Source organism: Phaeobacter sp. S60, from assembly GCF_000826845.1.
Lineage (GTDB): Bacteria > Pseudomonadota > Alphaproteobacteria > Rhodobacterales > Rhodobacteraceae > Phaeobacter > Phaeobacter piscinae.
This window is the reverse complement of sequence record NZ_JSWJ01000003.1, coordinates 78477-92236: the sequence shown is the minus strand read 5'-3', so window position 1 is coordinate 92236 and position 13760 is coordinate 78477. Positions and strand designations below refer to the sequence as shown.

Here is a 13760-nt window from a genome sequence, read left to right as displayed (position 1 = left end):
ACGGGCCGCCCTTTCTTCCTTCCTGCACCGGCCAGAACTTTGCCTTGCGCGGCACGTTTTTCCGGTTCCGTGACTGCCCACTCCCGTTTTAGACTAACGCCATGACCCTCACACCAGACCTGCTGCTGCACGCCTATTCTGTCGGCGTCTTTCCCATGGCTGAAAGCCGGGATGACCCGGAGGTGTTCTGGGTAGATCCCAAGCGGCGTGGCGTCTTCCCCATTGGCGGCTTTCACCTGTCTCGATCCCTGATCAAAACCCTGCGTCGGGGCGGGTATCAGATCGCAGTGAACCGGGATTTTGCAGCTGTACTGGACGCCTGCGCGGATCGCGAAGAAACCTGGATCAACCCGGAAATTCGCGCCAGATACATTGACCTTCACAATCAGGGCAACGCCCATTCGCTTGAGGTCTACCATGCTGGCGCGCTGACGGGCGGTGTCTACGGCGTCGCGCTGGGGGGGGCGTTTTTTGGTGAGAGCATGTTCTCACGGCGGCGTGACGCGTCCAAGATTGCACTGGCCTATCTCATGGACCGCTTACAGCAATCAGGCTTCACGCTCTGCGACACGCAGTTTCTGACGCCGCATCTGGCCTCGCTCGGGGCGATCGAAATCACCCGTGCCAGCTATCGGCGCCAATTGCGCGACGCGCTGGATATCGCCGCAGACTTCACTGCTGTTGAGCTGCCCGATCCTCAGGTGCTGGTGCAGCGCATGACCCAAACGTCGTAACGGCTGTGATCCAGCGCATTCAGCGCCGGGCTTGAGGCGATCATCCAGCCATCGAAATACACTGTGGCATCATTGGGATTGCGCACCGTCAGATAGGCATAGGCATCACCCGTCGGGTTGTCCGCCGGATAGCGACATTCCCGCAGACTGACGATCACGCCAAAAATTTCCGCGCTGCCGCCGACGGGAATTTCTAGATCCTGTGTCTGACCATTCACCTTGTCGAGACCACGCAGAACAGCCGAATTGCCATTCTCTGCAGCGCCCTGCGCAAAGGCGGTGCCAATGCTCAATCCACATGCCAAGACTGCCGCCAGCAGACGCATCAGCTTTCGTCTCCGCTACCTGCAACAAATTTTACCAGAAGCGAAATCAGACTGACCGCGCCTTGGGTATCTTCCACCGCATCACCTGCTTCAAAGGCAAAGGGCGATCCGCCCGGCATTACCTCGACAAAATTGCCGCCCAACAGACCTTCGGAGGAAATAACCACCGCGCTGTCATCCGGGATCTCAATCCCATCTTTCACCGAAAACCGGGTGTCCGCGCGGAAAGTTTGTGGGTTCAGATCAACCCCGGTCACGGTGCCAATCTTGACACCGGCAAGGCGCACATCGGTGCCCACGCTGACCCCCTCCAGAGAACGGAAGGAGGCATTGAGTTCATAGCTTGATCCGGCCCGAGACAGACCCGCGGCCTGCCCCGCATATACGGCAAATCCGATTGCAGCGGCCAGAACCAGCCCACCTGCCAGAACCTCAGTAGTGTTATGCGACATGCTGTTTCAGCCCCTGCCCTTGGATGGGTCGGCGTTCCTGCCAACCGATCAGCACCATCTCCCAGCGCTGCTGTCTCACATGGATAGGCCGGACTTACTCCGGCGACCACGCCTCATAGTCGCTGCGTTCCTTCGGGGCGCCTGCGGCCCGGATCGACCCGGCCGGCGCATAGGCCAGCATGGTGCCGGTCAGGTTTTCCTGATGCGGCTTTTCCCAGGATTTATGCGCAAACGGCTTTTCCGACGGGATTTCGTCAAAGGTGCGGTGCAGCCAGCCATGCCAATCCGCGCCAATGCGGGAGGCCTCAACCTCGCCGTTGAACATCACCCAGCGCTTGCTGTCGTCGGCATTGCGGTAAAATACGTTGCCCTGATCGTCTTCGCCCACCTTGAGCCCCTTACGGGCGGTGAAAATACGTGTATTCAAGGTCGAGCCGTTCCACCAGGTTACAGCCCGCAAGAGAGAGTTCAGGATTCCCATCGGTTCCTCCGAAAATTTCGCTTCTGATATGGCGCAATTTGCCGCCAAGGTCCAGACGCGCCGCACCCGCCCGTGGGGATTGTCGCAAAACTTCTTGGACAAGTACACAAACAGGCCACAATTGCGGCCCATGTTGATCTCGAAATCTTAACATCCGATAGCGAGGCCGCGCGTGCGCTTCACCCTTTCTCTGGTTGCGACCCTTATTGTCACCGTTGCCGTTCTGGATCTGATGCAGGTTACCAGCCTGATGATCCACGGTAACCGTGCCCATCAGGGGGCAAAGACAATCCGCCTGACTGAACCAGAGACCGGAGACTGGCAAAAGATGACAGAGAAGACAGTGACCGCCGGAAAAACCATGCTGGGCCTTGAGCCGGAACCGGAGAAAAGCGAGCTGCAACAGCTGATGGACCGACGGCGCAAAGAAACGGCACCGATGCGTGCCCTCGAATTCTAGAAGTCCCTGTTCTGTCGACGCCGCATTAGCCCGGCGCCAGAGCCGTGACCTCAATCTCGATCCGAAACTTGGCGTCGATCAACCCGCATTCAATCATCGTGGCAGCCGGCGGAGCGTCGCCGAATGTCTGCGCCAACAACGGCCAGCAGGGTTCGAAGTCTGCCCGATCCGGCAAGTAGTAATTCACCCGCACCACATCGGCAAAACTCGCGCCCGCCTCAGCCAATGCTGCACCAATGGTGTCGAGCGCCGATTGGCACTGCGCCACCACATCATCGCCCTGCCCCACGGTCCCCGCGACATGCACAAACCCGCCTGCAACCACAGCGCGGCAATATCCTATCTTGGCCTCAAATTCACCACCTGAGGAAATACGTTTGATCATCACAACTGTCCTTCGTCATAGAAAAACGGCGCAGGGTTCCCCCTGCGCCGCCTGAAATCAATCGTCACGCGTTGTACACGTGTCGCTTAGGTTCAGCCCGCTGTGGCCGGCTCTTTTTCGGCGTCAGCGTGGATCATCAGGGGCTGTGCGTCAGAGGTCACGGCCTCTTCGTTGACGACCACTTTTTCGACGCTGTCCATGCCCGGCAACTCAAACATGGTGTTGAGCAGGATGTCCTCCAGAATGGAGCGCAGACCGCGGGCGCCGGTTTTGCGTTCGATCGCTTTCTTCGCGATGGAGCTCAGCGCCTCGTCGGTGAAGTCCAGTTCGGTGTCTTCCAGTTCAAAGAGACGCTGATACTGTTTGACCAGAGCGTTCTTCGGCTTGGTCAGGATGGTGATCAGCGCATCTTCGTCCAGATCTTCCAGCGTCGCCAGAACCGGCAGGCGGCCGACGAATTCCGGGATCAGACCGAATTTCAGCAGATCTTCCGGCTCCAGATCCTTGAAGGTTTCGCCCACACCCGCATCACTGTCATCACGCACATCCGCGCCAAAGCCCATGGCAGAGCCCTTGCCGCGCTGCTTGATGATCTTGTCCAGACCAGCAAAAGCGCCACCGCAGATGAACAGGATATTGGTGGTGTCAACCTGCAGGAATTCCTGCTGCGGATGCTTGCGCCCGCCCTGCGGCGGAACCGAGGCTACGGTGCCTTCCATCAGTTTCAGCAGGGCCTGCTGCACCCCCTCGCCCGACACATCGCGGGTGATCGACGGGTTTTCCGACTTGCGGGTAATTTTGTCGACCTCGTCGATATAGACAATGCCGCGCTGAGCGCGTTCGACATTGTACTCCGACGCCTGCAGCAGCTTCAGAATAATGTTTTCAACATCTTCACCGACATAACCCGCCTCGGTGAGGGTGGTGGCATCGGCCATGGTGAAGGGCACATCCAGAATCCGCGCCAGCGTCTGCGCCAGCAGCGTCTTGCCGCAGCCGGTGGGGCCGATCAGCAGGATATTGGATTTCGACAATTCAATGTCCGAACCGGCCTTCTGGGCGTGGTTCAGGCGCTTGTAGTGATTGTGCACCGCAACCGACAGCACCCGCTTTGCCATGGCCTGACCAATCACATAGTCGTCCAGAACTTCGCAGATGTCCTTCGGTGTGGGCACACCGTCGGTGGATTTCAGGCCAGAGGCCTTGGTCTCTTCGCGGATGATGTCCATGCACAATTCGACGCATTCGTCGCAGATGAACACGGTTGGGCCCGCAATTAGCTTGCGCACCTCATGCTGGCTCTTGCCGCAGAAGCTGCAATAAAGCGTGTTCTTGCTGTCGCCGCTTGAGTTCGTTGCCATGGTCTACCTTTCCGTCCGGGGCGTGCATGCGCCTCCTGCGCCACCCGTAATATTGGCAGCTTATGCCACCGGCACAGCCGCCACAATCGCAAAGTGTGCCCCGATGACGACGGGGCACACTTGTCAGCTCACACCGCTGATCAGCTGTCCTCTGGGTCCAGCTTGCTGCGGTTTTCGACGATTTCGTCGATCAGACCGAAGTCTTTTGCATCCTCAGGCGACATGAAGTTGTCGCGCTCCAGCGCGTCCACGATCTTGTCATATTCCTGACCGGTGTGCTTGACGTAGATCTCATTCAGACGCTTCTTCAGCTTCAGCGTTTCCTCGGCGTGGATCATGATATCCGTTGCCTGACCCTGAAAACCACCTGAGGGCTGGTGCACCATCACGCGGCTGTTGGGCAGCGAGAAGCGCATGCCGGCCTCACCAGCGGTCAGAAGGAGCGAGCCCATGGAGGCCGCCTGACCAATCACCAGCGTCGAAACCTTCGGTTTGATGTACTGCATGGTGTCGTAGATCGACAGGCCGGAGGTCACAACGCCGCCGGGGCTGTTGATGTACATCGAAATCTCTTTCGAGGGGTTTTCTGCCTCAAGATGCAGCAACTGCGCCACGATGAGCGAGCTCATCCCGTCGTGAACCGGACCATTCAGAAAAATGATCCGCTCCTTCAGCAGGCGGGAAAAGATATCATAGGCGCGTTCACCGCGGCTGGTCTGCTCAACCACCATCGGCACCAGCGTGTTCATGTATGTTTCTCTTGGATCGACCATATTGACCTGCCTGCTTTGGATTGTGTCGGCATCATAGCCGACTGAGTATTACCTGAGTCTTAGTGCCGGCACATTTGGGCTGCAAGGGGCGGTGATTGTTTTTGCCTTCCGTTGTGGCCAGCCCCGAACCGGCGGCCGCGATGGCGCAAACAGTCCGGTCGGCGTCGAAAACCGCAGTCCCGCCGTCGCAAAACGTTGGATGCAAGCCGCAGATCGGGGTTAACTAGCATAGATCACAGACCCAACCGAAACCGGCGTGTTACAGGTTCCCCAATATGATCGACGACTATTTTGTGCAAAAAGGGGCTTCGGCCAATCTGACCATCCCTTTTGACGGGGAGCCTCAGGATTTCTATTTCCTGTTGTTGCCAAAGGCGACGATGCTGCCGATTGCGGCCGCTGTGGAACCACTGCGCATTGCCAATCAGGTGACCAACACGCAGCTCTATCGCTGGTATGTGATGACGCCCGACGGCGCGCCGATCCAATGCTCCAATGGGATGACCATCACCCCCGATCTGCCGATGGGACCGCTTCCGGGGGACGCCTTGGCCTTTGTCTGTTCCGGTGTAGAGCCGCAGAATGCCGCCAGTGACGCGGTGCTGAACTGGCTCAGACGCGAACGCCGGTTTGGCCGTTCCATCGGCGGGATCTGCACCGGCGCCTTTGCTCTGGCGCAGGCCGGGTTGCTGGGCGATCATCGCTTCACCCTCCATTGGGAAAACCAGCCCGGGTTTGTCGAACGCTACCCGGATCTGCTGCCCTCCCCCCGGATCTTTGAGATCAGCGATACGCTGATGACCTGTGGCGGCGGCAATGCAGCCACGGATATGATGCTGAACCTGATCGAAGACCGCCACGGCAAACAGCTGGCGATCATCGTCGCGGATATGTGCCTGCATGTGCGCACCGGCGGTCAGAGCACGCCGCAGAAATCCAACTATGCTGTTGCCATTGGCAGCCGCAATCAGCGCCTGTTGAATGCGCTGCAACTGATGCAGGAATCGATTGAAGAACCGCTGTCCATTGGGGAGCTGTGTGATCGGCTGGACATTTCGCGCCGCCAGCTGGAGCGGCTGTTTGCCCGCTATCTCGACCAGAGCCCTATGCATGTCTATTTCGACATGCGCCTCAGCCATGCGTTTGCGCTGATGAATGAAACGTCAATGTCTGTCACAGAGATCGCGCTGGCGTCCGGGTTCAACAGTGCCACGCATTTCTCGCGCCAGTTCAAACGCAAATTCGGCGCCAGCCCGCATTTTTTCCGCAAAGGCTGGAATTAAACAGCCCTTGCGGTAACAGCTGTTATTTGGCCGGTCAGCCGTCGATCTTGCGCCCCATGATCGCCAAGGACTGCTGGTAGACCGTCGCCGCATTCCACTGTTTCAGGACCTTATAGTTGGGCTCGCCCTGCTGATAGCCGCGTCCCGGTTTCCAGCCTTTCTTGCGTAGAAAATAAGCGGTTGAGGCCAGCGCATCGCCCATGTTGTAGAAATCCACCCGCCCGTTGCCGTCCCAGTCGACACCATAGTTCAGCGCATTGCCAGGCAAAAACTGGGTATGGCCCAATTCGCCATGTTTGGCCCCTTTGGTCGCGCCGGTGATCGCACCACGATCCACCAGTTTCAGCGCGCCAATGGCATGGGGTTTGAAAAACTCAGAACGGCGGCAATCATAGGTCAGTGTGACGATGGCAGAGACCACCTGACTGTCGCCCATGTAGTTGCCAAAGGCGGTTTCCATACCGTGGATGGCGATCAGGATCCCGGCAGGCACGCCGTATTTACGTTCCAACGCGGCAAAGAAGTCGGCATTGCGCACCTTCCGCTTGCGCCCCTGCGCGATGATCGTATTGGCGCCACGGATCTGCATGAATTTCTCAAGAGAGTAGCGAAAGCTCTTCTGGTTGCGATCTGCAGCAATGGTGCGACGGGCGTAGGTTGTGTTGGCCAGCGCGTTCAGCCCGGCCTGGCGCACACCGGCCCGCTTGGCCTCAGCGGCGAAGTCGCGTTTCCAACTGTCAAATCCGGCAGAGGTATTGCCGCAGGGCGCGGCCATAGCGGTGTACGGCAGACCACACAGTAGCGCCGCAGACAGAGTGGTGGCTAACCATCCCCCTGCTCGCCGCTGCGCTGTTTCTTTGCGGGTATTGGCCGTGGCAGACTGTGAGAGAGATCGACGAAACAACTGGAAAATCATAAAAACCTGGGTCCAACGCTTGGGAAATGGGTTTCCAGTCTAGCGGATTTCCGCATCAAAGCCAGTCACAGGATCAGCGTTTTTCCCCTTGCCCGCGTCGCTCGCCCTTACCCTCGCTCAGGCAAAGGCGCTGCCTGATGCCAAGGCCAGACCATCGGCCACGGCGGTCATCGCGTTTTCTGTGTAAAGTTCCGCCTTTGGGCAAAGCTGCTGCATCTGCTGCTGTACCCCCCTCAACAGGGCTGAGCCGCCCACAAGCACCACTCGCGAAACCTGCTCCGCGCGCAAATCGGCGCGGCACAGGGTTTCCTGGGCGCAGGCGGTAATCTCGGCGATATCGGCGGCAAGGCTGCGTTGAAGACCCTCAGCAGCCAGCGGCACCGACAGGCCCCGTTCCAGCACTTTCAGATCAATCACCGCATTCCGCTCCCCCGGCTGATTGGCCGCAATTTTGCCCCGCTCCACCGCGAAGGCGAGATCATGGCCCAGCTCATCCTCCAGCACGGATACCAAGCGCGCCAGTTTTTCCGGCTCCTCGGCATTGCGCGCGAGATCCTGTACGGCCCGGCGGCTATCCGCAGCATAGAGGAATGGGATCATCTGCCAAGTCGCCAGATCGTTGAACAACCGATTAGGTGCGGGCAGGCTGCCACCGCCGAAGCTGTTGCGAATAGCACTGCCCCGCCCCAGAAGCGGCATCACGTGATCAATGCTCAGCTGCCGATCAAAATCTGTCCCGCCAAGGCGCACACCGTGAGAGGCCAGAATACGGGTCGTTCCCTCTGCGGTTTGCTCAAAGGCGGTGAAGTCCGAGGTGCCGCCGCCGATATCGACGATCAGCCCGATACCGGATTGCGCGCGGGCCGACCGCAGGGCCGCCTCGGGTTCCAGCATGAAGCGCACATCCTCAAACCCCGCCGCCATATAGCAGGCGCGCAGATCCACCTCTGCCTGTGCATTGCGGGTGGCATCCTTGCTGTGGAACAACACCGGGCGGCCGGACAGCGCATGTGTGAAGGTCTGTCCGGTGGCCGCCTCAGCACGTGCCTTCAGCGCAGCTAGAAACCGCGCCACAATGGTTACGAAATCAACCAGTTCTCCGTTCAGACGGCGTTTTTCGTGCATCAAGGGGGTGCCAAGCAGGCTTTTCAAGGCGCGCATAAACCGCCCTTCGTCGCCGTTGATCAGTGCCCGTGTGGCCCGGCGCCCGATGATCATACTGCGGCTGTCGATGTCAAAGAACACCGCCGTCGGCAGGGTGGTTTCCCCCGGCTCGACCTCAATCAGCCAAGGACGCCCGTTCACGGCGACACCCGCGGCGGAGTTCGAGGTGCCAAAGTCGATACCAAGGGTGTTGGGATGGGTCATGTCGGGCACCTGTCGCTCAGAAAGAACCGGCGTAAGTATCGCAAGGGCCTGCGCAAAACAAGGGCCCAGAAACATGTGACACAGGATCGGCGCGCCTGAAATAAAACCACCCCCGCCCCTGTCGGTTGCGGAGGTGGTGTGCAGGGCGATGCGCCCAGCGTCATTCGGCAGTTGCAGCTTTCAGATAGGCAATCACCGCCTCGATATCGGCATCTTTCTTCAGACCCGCAAAGGACATCTTGGTGCCCTTCATGTATTTCTTCGGCTTGGCGAGAAACGCGGCAAGTTCGGCCTCATCCCAGACCAAGCCACCCTCGGCAGCGGCTTTCATTGCTTTTGAGTAACGGAACCCCTCAACATGGGCCGCCGGCGCGCCGATAATCCCGTTCAGGATCGGACCGGTTTTCGATTTGGCCCCCGCCCCGATCTGGTGGCAGGACTTGCATTTACGAAAGGTTTTCTCGCCCTTGGCGACCAGTTCAGGGTCCAAGGCAACAACCACGTCGGCAGGGACCTCTGCGGGTTGCTCGGCTGCGGTGTCCTCAACCGGTTCGACCTCGGCGGGTGCTTCGGCCCGGTCTTCCTCAGGCGTCACATCCAGCACCATGGCGCGCATGGTGATTTCGACGCTGTCCTTGCAATTCTCCATGCAAGGTTCCGGGTTCCAGAAGTGCTTCTCCGCCTCCAGCCGGTCATCCAAGACGAAGCCATCCACATTGGGAAGCTCCACATCAGCGAAGGTCGCATCCGACAGCACAAATTCATCATCCACCAGATCGTTGGAATAGAGAATATAGGCCACGATGGCATAGACCTCATCCGGGGTCAGCGACTGCGCATCGCCAAACGGCATGGACCGGTTCACATAGTCCCAAGTGGTGGAGAGATAGGGCCAGTAGCTGCCGACGGTCTTCAGCGGATCATCATGATCCAATGTGCCCTGCCCACCTGCGAGCTTGGGCCAGTTGCCGACACCTTCGGCAAAATCGCCATGGCAGACGGCGCATTTCTCGGCAAAGACCTCTTCGCCGGTGAAGACATCACCAGAGCCTTTGGGCAGGCCGGTGCCATCTGGCGCCACGTCTAGGTCCCAGGCCGCTATTTCCTCCGGCAGCGCCGGGCGGCCAAGGCCGAATTTCTCTGCTGCCGCAGGAACCGCCAGCGTCAGCGCAACCGATGTTGCCGCAATAACCTTAGGAAACTTCGACATTTTCCGCCTCCCCACTTGCCTTGACCCACCAGGTCTGGATGGCGTTGTTGTGATAAATCGAATTCAGCCCTCGCACCTCGCGCAGCTGCGCCTTGGTCGGTTGCACATAGCCGGAGGCATCGCGCGCACGGCTTTGCAGCAACATCTCGGAGCCGTCCCAGTTGGTATCGAGGTAAAAGCGCGTCAGCGCCTTGTTCGTGCCGGGAGCCGCCAGCCGCGCCTCCTGCCAGCTCTTGCCGCCATCTACCGACACATCAACACCGGTGATCGCACCACGACCCGACCAGGCCAACCCTGTGATCACCAGCGGCCCCGTGCCATGTTTGATCGGCGATTGCGGGCTGGGGCTGGTGACGACGGATTTCGCGTCCATCTCCCAAGTCCATTTGCGGCTGGTGCCGTCAGCCAGCGTATCGGTGTATTTCGAGGTTTCCTCACGGCTTTCGACCGGCTGGTCCATCACCTCAACCCGGCGCAGCCATTTGATCCACATATTGCCCTCCCAGCCCGGCACCACCAGGCGCACCGGATAGCCATGCTCCTTGCGCAGTGCCTCGCCGTTGGCCTTGAAGGCGACCAGCACGTCATCCATCGCCTTTTCCAGCGGGATGGAGCGGCCGTTTGAGGAGGCATCCGCGCCCTCCACGTAGACCCATTTGCCTGCGGGGTTTACGCCCGCTTCCTCCAGCAGAGTGCGCAGCGGAACACCGGAATACTCCATATTGTGGATCATACCGTGGGTGAACTGCGCGCCATTCAGCTGCGCGCCCGCCCACTCCATGCCGGAATTCGCCGCACACTCGCAGAAATAGACGCGGTTTTCGCGCGGGAAACGCTCCAGATCCGCATAGGTGAACACCAAGGGGGTATCGACCAGCCCGTTGATCATCAGCCGGTAGTCTTCCTTGCGCAGCTCGATCGCGCCCGAGTGGTGCCGTTCAAAGGCGCAACCCTGCGGCGTGATGGTGCCGTCCAGCGCGTGGATTGGCGTGAAGTTGATTGACGAGATGGTGTCCGCCGTCAGCCACTCCACATTGCGCCGGACCACATCTGCCTCATACTCGATGGGCAAACCATAGGGCGTCGCATCCACTCCGTCGCCCAGACCAGAGGCCCAGTCCTGCACCTCGGTGATCAGCGGATCAGGGGTCGCAGCCTGTGCCGAGCGGCCCGTCACCGCCCCTGCCCCGACCGCCGCAGCACCGGCCAGAAACTGGCGGCGTGAAGGGCTGGTTTGTTTCGGTTTGTCGTTCATCTCTGATCGTCTCCTTACATCGAAAAATTCACTTTCGTGAATTCATCAGCGTAAAATTTTTTGGCGGATGCCGGGCTTAGACGCCCGACACCTGCACGGAATTGTTCGGTGAAAGGGTGACGGTGCCCATCTTACGAATGTGGTTTTCGACCACATCCCAGATTTGCGGGCCTTCGGTGCCCTCATTCACGCTGGCCCAGCCAGCAACGATGTAGGTCTTGGCCGGATCAATCGCTTCCCCAGTCTTGAGCAGCGTCATATTGCTGATCCGTTCCCCCTGCGGCTTGGTAATATCAATGTGGTAGCCCATGCCGCCAACCCGCACCATGTCGCCGCCCTGCTGGTAATAGGGATCGGGATTGAAGATGTTGTCGGCCACATCCTCCATCACGACCTTGAGAAATTCGCCGGTCATCTCATTGCGATAGGCCGCACCGTAGCTCATGGAAGTGACGTTCCAGATATCCTCGCGGGTGATGTCATCGCCCGGCAACAAGGACGGTCCCCAACGCACACCGGGCGACAGGGCGATATCGGCCTCCCGTTCACTTAGCAACGCGTCGCAGATCAGGTCATCCCAGGTCCCGTTGAAGTTGCCGCGCCGATAGAGCAGCTCATCAGTCTGTCCGATCACTTCAGCCAGGTCGGCCTCATAGGGGGCGCGTTGATCGTCAATCAGCTGGGTGATCACCGGATCGGGCGCAATCACGTCAGAGAACACCGGGATCAACTTATGCCGCAACCCCATCAGCTGGCCATCGCGCACGTCCAGATCCACGCGAGAGACAAATTTCCCGTTGGAGCCTGAGGCGATGATATGGGTCTGCTCGACCAGAACCGGCTCGGGCAGCGCGTCATGGGTATGGCCCGACAGGATCACGTCGATACCGCTGACCACGCCGGCCATTTTCTTATCTACGTCAAACCCGTTATGCGACAGAACCACGACAACATCCGCACCAGCGGCACGCACCTCGTCGACCATCTCCTGCATATGCTCATCGCGGATCCCGAAGGAGTATTCCGGGAACATCCAGCCGGGATTTGCGATCGGCATATAGGGGAAGGCCTGGCCGATCACGGCAACTTTCGCGCCGCCACGGTCGAAGAACTTATAAGGTTTGAACTGCTCAGCCGGCTCATCCCATTCCGCATCAAAGATATTCTGGCCAAGAGCCGCAAAGGGCAGCCCCTCCACGATCTCATTCACCCGGTCAGAGCCCAGCGTGAACTCCCAGTGGAAGGTCATCGCATCCGGCTTCAGCGCGTTCATCACATTGACCATGTCCTGGCCTTCGGTGTGATGGCAGGTGTAGGAGCCGTGCCAAGTGTCGCCACCATCCAGCAGAAGCGCATCCGGGCGGTCGGCGCGGATCGCATTGATGATGGTAGACACCCGGTCCAGCCCCCCGACCCGGCCATACCCCTGCGCAAGCGACGTAAAATCATTGTAGGTCAGCGCATAGGCTGAGGGGCTGCCATCAGCGATCCCATAAGCCTTGCGGAAGTCCGCACCGGTGATGTGAGGCACCTGGCCCTTGTTCTCGCCAACGCCCAGATTGATCGACGGTTCGCGGAAATAGATCGGCTTCAGCTGAGCATGAATATCGGTGACATGGACCAGGCTGATATTGCCATAAGTGTCAAACTGGAAAAGCTGATCCTGTGTCAGCTTCTGCTGGGCCGCCAACCGACCCCAGTTGCCAAAACCGGAGGCACCGACCAAAGCGGAGGCTGCCATGGAGACCTGCATGAAATCACGCCGCGAGATCATTGGGTTATCTTTCTACTGAGACAGGCGATATATTCGCATGTTTGAATGAAATAAGTGGAAACGCGCCCCGTACCATTGCTGATACGGGGCCACGCTAGATCAGTTACGAACAGACGGCGCCTCGACCGAGAGGCCATTGCCCCGAGACGCCACATAAAGCTCCAGCGCCACGAACTCAGCCGAACCCGGTTTGTAAGTCTCCGCGCGGGTGTCCCGCACGCAGCCTTTGAACCGCGCATGGGCGGTGTTCAGCTTGGTGTTCTTCAACCGGTAGACCGGAAAACCATTGATCTGCCCCTGGCTCAGGTGGTCGGCGCGGATCATGTTGCCATAGTTGTCCTCATGGCAATTGGCGCAGGAGAGTTCCAGCTGACCCGTGCGGGTGTAATAGAGCTCCTTGCCCTGCTCCCAAGTGGATTGGGCCGGTCCGTCGATGGCCACATTCACCGGCATCCCACGTGATTGCACTGAAATCAGCGCCTCCATGGCCGCCATTTTACCGCCGGTGTATTTCCACTTATCGGCGCCCATCTGGTTCTCACGGCAGTCATTGATCTGCATCGCAAGGGTGCGGATTTCCCCTGCGTCCTCGTTCCACTTGGGGTAGACCGCGCGGACACCTGCCATACTTTCCTCGACATCGTCGTGACAGGAAGCACAGGATTTCTCCGCCGTGCCCTCAACCTTGGACCACGTGTCCATGGCCTGATCGACAAACACCATCGCGGGGTTGTCAAAATCATCCATTTGCAGCGCCTGCGTCTCGTTCGAGCGGAAATGCCAGCCCGACATCACCTCGTCCAGCGCGTCAGAGATATGGCCAGGCGCCGTGGTCTTGGTGACCATTTCAATCTCTTCGTTGACGACCAGCATGTCGTCATCTGCCTCGGCATAAGCCGCGACAGGCAGCGCCATCGCCATGGCAATTGCAGTGATTGCCTTATTGTTCATGTTGTTTCCTCCCTTGGGTGGTCGTCCCGCC

The 13760-nt window shown here is 59.1% G+C and carries 15 protein-coding genes; 3 read left to right on the top strand and 12 right to left on the bottom strand.

Annotation, left to right across the window (positions count from 1 at the left end):
- Positions 1-101 precede the first annotated feature (101 nt).
- Complete coding sequence (gene aat / locus OO25_RS01995; RefSeq protein WP_040178229.1) at positions 102-734, top strand: leucyl/phenylalanyl-tRNA--protein transferase; 633 nt, start codon at positions 102-104, stop codon at positions 732-734.
- On the opposite strand, the gene OO25_RS01990 is transcribed toward aat, so the two are convergent.
- The 3 genes from OO25_RS01990 to OO25_RS01980 form a co-directional block, all read right to left on the bottom strand.
- The gene (locus OO25_RS01990) at positions 698-1060 is read right to left on the bottom strand and encodes a DUF2155 domain-containing protein (protein ID WP_040173204.1); all 363 of its coding nucleotides are present in this window, start codon (positions 1058-1060) and stop codon (positions 698-700) included. The two genes, aat and OO25_RS01990, sit on opposite strands and share 37 nt — an antisense overlap.
- Complete coding sequence (mlaD, locus tag OO25_RS01985) at positions 1060-1512, bottom strand: outer membrane lipid asymmetry maintenance protein MlaD (protein WP_040173201.1); 453 nt, start codon at positions 1510-1512, stop codon at positions 1060-1062. Before mlaD ends, OO25_RS01990 begins: the two co-directional genes overlap by 1 nt.
- A 94-nt stretch (positions 1513-1606) precedes the next feature.
- On the bottom strand, positions 1607-1993 hold the full coding sequence (locus OO25_RS01980) for an NADH:ubiquinone oxidoreductase subunit NDUFA12 (protein ID WP_040178228.1): 387 nt from the start codon (positions 1991-1993) through the stop codon (positions 1607-1609).
- A 172-nt stretch (positions 1994-2165) separates the two neighbouring features.
- Between OO25_RS01980 and OO25_RS01975 the strand changes: the two genes are divergently transcribed.
- A complete protein-coding gene (locus tag OO25_RS01975) occupies positions 2166-2453 on the top strand; it encodes a hypothetical protein (RefSeq protein WP_040178227.1) in 288 nt (95 codons plus the stop codon).
- Between the two features lie 25 nt (positions 2454-2478).
- Here the strand turns inward: OO25_RS01975 and OO25_RS01970 are convergent, their stop codons facing one another.
- The 3 genes from OO25_RS01970 to OO25_RS01960 form a co-directional block, all read right to left on the bottom strand.
- Complete coding sequence (locus OO25_RS01970; RefSeq protein WP_040178226.1) at positions 2479-2838, bottom strand: RidA family protein; 360 nt, start codon at positions 2836-2838, stop codon at positions 2479-2481.
- Positions 2839-2930: 92 nt separating this feature from the next.
- On the bottom strand, positions 2931-4199 hold the full coding sequence (clpX, locus tag OO25_RS01965; RefSeq protein ID WP_040173193.1) for an ATP-dependent Clp protease ATP-binding subunit ClpX: 1269 nt from the start codon (positions 4197-4199) through the stop codon (positions 2931-2933).
- A 140-nt stretch (positions 4200-4339) separates the two neighbouring features.
- Positions 4340-4972 (bottom strand): ATP-dependent Clp protease proteolytic subunit, encoded by a 633-nt coding sequence (locus OO25_RS01960; protein ID WP_040178225.1) that lies wholly within the window; start codon positions 4970-4972, stop codon positions 4340-4342.
- A gap of 275 nt (positions 4973-5247) precedes the next feature.
- Between OO25_RS01960 and OO25_RS01955 the strand changes: the two genes are divergently transcribed.
- Positions 5248-6255, top strand: coding sequence for a GlxA family transcriptional regulator (locus OO25_RS01955; RefSeq protein ID WP_040173189.1), 1008 nt, complete (start codon positions 5248-5250; stop codon positions 6253-6255).
- A gap of 34 nt (positions 6256-6289) precedes the next feature.
- On the opposite strand, the gene OO25_RS01950 is transcribed toward OO25_RS01955, so the two are convergent.
- The 6 genes from OO25_RS01950 to soxA form a co-directional block, all read right to left on the bottom strand.
- Positions 6290-7030, bottom strand: coding sequence for a lytic transglycosylase domain-containing protein (locus OO25_RS01950; RefSeq protein ID WP_241770596.1), 741 nt, complete (start codon positions 7028-7030; stop codon positions 6290-6292).
- A gap of 258 nt (positions 7031-7288) precedes the next feature.
- Positions 7289-8539, bottom strand: coding sequence for an Hsp70 family protein (locus tag OO25_RS01945; RefSeq protein WP_040178711.1), 1251 nt, complete (start codon positions 8537-8539; stop codon positions 7289-7291).
- Between the two features lie 160 nt (positions 8540-8699).
- Positions 8700-9749, bottom strand: coding sequence for a c-type cytochrome (locus tag OO25_RS01940; RefSeq protein WP_040178223.1), 1050 nt, complete (start codon positions 9747-9749; stop codon positions 8700-8702).
- The gene (gene soxC, locus OO25_RS01935; RefSeq protein ID WP_040178221.1) at positions 9733-11004 is read right to left on the bottom strand and encodes a sulfite dehydrogenase; all 1272 of its coding nucleotides are present in this window, start codon (positions 11002-11004) and stop codon (positions 9733-9735) included. Before soxC ends, OO25_RS01940 begins: the two co-directional genes overlap by 17 nt.
- Positions 11005-11080: 76 nt before the next feature.
- Positions 11081-12778 carry a thiosulfohydrolase SoxB gene (soxB, locus tag OO25_RS01930; protein WP_040178220.1) on the bottom strand — a complete coding sequence of 566 codons (1698 nt, stop codon included), beginning with the start codon at positions 12776-12778 and terminating at the stop codon, positions 11081-11083.
- A 99-nt stretch (positions 12779-12877) separates the two neighbouring features.
- Positions 12878-13729 (bottom strand): sulfur oxidation c-type cytochrome SoxA, encoded by an 852-nt coding sequence (soxA, locus tag OO25_RS01925; protein WP_040178219.1) that lies wholly within the window; start codon positions 13727-13729, stop codon positions 12878-12880.
- Between the last annotated feature and the right edge of the window lie 31 nt (positions 13730-13760).